The following is a 3148-nucleotide window of genomic DNA, read 5'->3' as shown; positions in this document are numbered from 1 at the left end:
AGGCCAACAGGAGCGGGTTCGATCTGCTCTGGCCCTTGCCCGAGCCGCCCCCCCTCGTCAGCGTGATCATGCCCACGCGCGATCGCCTCGACCTGATCCGGCGCTCCAGCGACGACGTTCTCAACGGGACCGCCTATCCCTCCGTTGAGCTGGTGATCGTCGACAACGGCTCCACCGACCCAGATGTGCTCGCCCATTACGGGACCCTGCGCGCTGACCCGCGCGTTAGGCTTCTTCCGGTGCCGGGGCCGTTCAACTTCTCGGCGTTGATCAATGCGGGCGTCGCGGTCTCGCGCGGATCGGTCGTCGTCCTGCTGAACAACGACGTCGCGGTCCTGCGCGAGGATTGGCTCGCGGCCCTGGTGCGTCAGGCTTGCCGGCCGATGATCGGCGCGGTCGGCGCCAAGCTCCTCTATGCCGACGGCACGCTCCAGCATGCCGGGGTCGTGGTGGGTCTCGGCGGACGGGCGGGCCACATCCTGCGGCGTCGGCCCGGCGACGCGTCCGGCCATCTCGGCCGCCTGCGCGTCGCCCACGAGGTCTCGGCCGTGACGGCGGCGTGCCTCGCGGTGGAACGCCGCAAGTTCGACGCGGTGGGCGGCCTCGACGCCGAGACCTTCCCCATCGATTTCAACGACGTCGATTTCTGCCTGCGCCTGAACGCGGCCGGCTACCGGACGATCTGGACGCCGCGCGCCGTGATGGCTCATCTCGAATCCACCAGCCGTGGGCCGGCGGTCGGCCCGGCCCGGGCGCGCTTCGAGCGGGAGGCCGAGGCTTTCGCCGCCCGATGGCAGGACGCGATCCGGCACGATCCCTATTACCACCCGGGCCTTTCGCTCACGACCTTCGGGGAAGACCTTGAATAGGCGCGCCGCACCGCGCGCGGCCGGCGATGCCTGACCCCGCCCTTCGCTTTGCCGTCGCACCCGACCAGGGGGGCGCGTTTCGGCGCCGGATGCGCGCGCTTCGGGTCCTGGTGCTGGCCCCCCGAGAGGCACTGGCCATCCTGCGGGCGCGCCTGGCGGGAAAGCGCGTGCGGGGCCGACAGGCCCGGGCGGCCCTCGTCGGCCTCGATCATCACGGTCTCTGGCTCGAGCCATGGGCACAGGCCCGGCTCACGGCACCCGGCGGGGAGCCATCGCAACGCGGCCTAGCGGTAGAGGCGGACCTTCGCTTTCCCGGGGATCTCCACCGCCCCGGAACGGCCCCGGTGGTGGTTCTGAACGCCCCGGGGCACACGCTGCTGCCCGGAGCGGTGGCGCAGGTCTGCGTGGCCTTCGACCGGCATCCGCATTTCCAGGCACTTTACGGTGACGCGCTCCTCATCCGGGCGGACGGCGCCGCGATGCCGCTCCTGCGTCCGGCCTTCGATCCCGACTACCTCATGGCCGTCGATTATATCGGCCCGGTCATCGCCTTTCGCCGAAGTGCTTTGGACGCTCTCGGCAGCGAAACGAAATCGCCGGCCGAGTCGCGCGCGACCGACCTGGTCCTCCGCCTCGCCGAGCGTTTCGGCAATTCCGCCGTCGGGCACCTTCCGCGCCCGCTCTCACGCGCGACGCTCGCTGCCGCCGGGGAAGGAGAGCCAGCCGCACACCGCGCCGTCATTCGCGCGGTTCTCCAACGGACGGGAAACGGGGCCGTCGATGTGGTGGCGGAGCCGGACGGCGTTCTGACCCTGCGTCGGCCGCTGCCCCTGGAGCATCCCCTGGTCAGCCTCATCGTGCCGACGCGCGACCGCCTCGACCTGCTGCGTCCCTGCATCGCGAGCCTGCTGGGGCGCACCGACTGGCCTGCGCGCGAGATCCTGATCTGTGACAACGACAGCCGCGAGCCCGAGACCCGGGCTTACCTTCGGGACCTCGAAGCGCGGGGCCTCGCGCGGATCGTCCCCTGTCCCGGCCCGTTCGACTTCGCGGGCATGAACAACGCGGCTGCCCGGCTGGCGCGTGGGCATGTCCTCGCCTTCGTCAACAACGACGTGGAGGCGAAGGCCCCGGACTGGCTCGAACGCCTCGTCCGCGAGGCCCTGCGTCCGGAGGTCGGGGCGGTGGGCGCCAAGCTCGTCGACGGACGGGGGCGCATCCAGCATGGCGGCGTCCTGCTCGGACCCGGTGGCTTGGTCACCCACGCGCATCGCTTCTTTCCCGGCGACGCTCCGGGCTACCTCGCGGGCTTGCGTGCCACGCGCGCGGTCTCGGCGGTGACAGCGGCCTGCCTCGTGGTGGAGGCGCGCAAGTTCGCGCAAGTCGGCGGCTTCGACGCGCAGACCTTCGCGGTCGATTTCAACGACGTCGACCTCTGCCTGCGTTTGGGACAGGAGGGATACCGCACCCTGTTCGTGCCCGGGGCCGTCCTCGATCATTTCGAAGCCGCCAGCCGGCGCTGGACGCCGGGCGCGCGCGCGCGCCACCTGCGCGAGGTCGCGGCCTTCCAAAAGCGATGGGGGCCGCTGCTGGCGCAGGACCCCCATTATCATCCGGGCTTCGACCCCGATCTCGGTACTTACGCGCGGCTGCGTCCGGATTGGCCCGGGGCCGGTCCGATCGCGCTGCGCTGAGACGGCCTACTGGACGAGGCGCGGCCCGCCGGTCTGCACCTTCTCGTTCTCGGACATGATCCCGAGGCGCTTGGCCACCTCGGTGTAGGCCTCGATCAGGCCACCGAGATCCTTGCGGAAGCGGTCCTTGTCGAGCTTGTCCGAGGACTTGATGTCCCAGAGTCGGCACGAATCGGGGGAGATTTCGTCGGCGACCACGATCCGCATCATGTCGCCTTCCCAGAGGCGGCCGGTCTCGATCTTGAAGTCGACGAGGCGGATGCCGACACCGAGGAAGAGCCCGGACAGGAAGTCGTTGACCCGGATCGCCAGGGCCATGATGTCGTCGATCTCCTGCGGGGTCGCCCAGCCGAAAGCCGTGATGTGCTCTTCCGACACCATGGGATCGTTCAGCGCGTCGTTCTTGTAGTAGAACTCGATGATGGAGCGCGGCAGCTGCGTGCCTTCCTCGAGGCCGAGGCGGGTGGCCAGCGAGCCGGCGGCCACGTTGCGCACCACCACTTCGAGGGGAATGATCTCGACTTCGCGGATCAACTGCTCGCGCATGTTGAGGCGGCGGATGAAGTGGGTCGGCACGCCGATGTC

General features: G+C 70.0%; 3 protein-coding genes. 2 read left to right on the top strand and 1 reads right to left on the bottom strand.

The genetic code is table 11. From position 1 onward, the window contains the following. On the top strand, nt 1–869 hold an 869-nt coding region (locus tag JWQ05_RS18550), incomplete at its 5' end, for a glycosyltransferase (RefSeq protein ID WP_299661597.1). A gap of 26 nt (nt 870–895) precedes the next feature. Continuing rightward, the gene (locus tag JWQ05_RS18545) at nt 896–2563 is read left to right on the top strand and encodes a glycosyltransferase (protein ID WP_299661594.1); all 1668 of its coding nucleotides are present in this window, start codon (nt 896–898) and stop codon (nt 2561–2563) included. A 6-nt stretch (nt 2564–2569) separates the two neighbouring features. Here the strand turns inward: JWQ05_RS18545 and JWQ05_RS18540 are convergent. After that, nucleotides 2570–3148, bottom strand: a 579-nt coding sequence (locus JWQ05_RS18540; protein ID WP_299661591.1) for a phosphoribosylaminoimidazolesuccinocarboxamide synthase, incomplete at its 5' end; no start/stop codon positions are given.

This window comes from Methylobacterium sp. (genome assembly GCF_028290105.1).
Taxonomy (GTDB): domain Bacteria; phylum Pseudomonadota; class Alphaproteobacteria; order Rhizobiales; family Beijerinckiaceae; genus Methylobacterium.
Note: the sequence above shows the minus strand (reverse complement) of the source record. Positions and strands in the feature narration are given on the sequence as shown.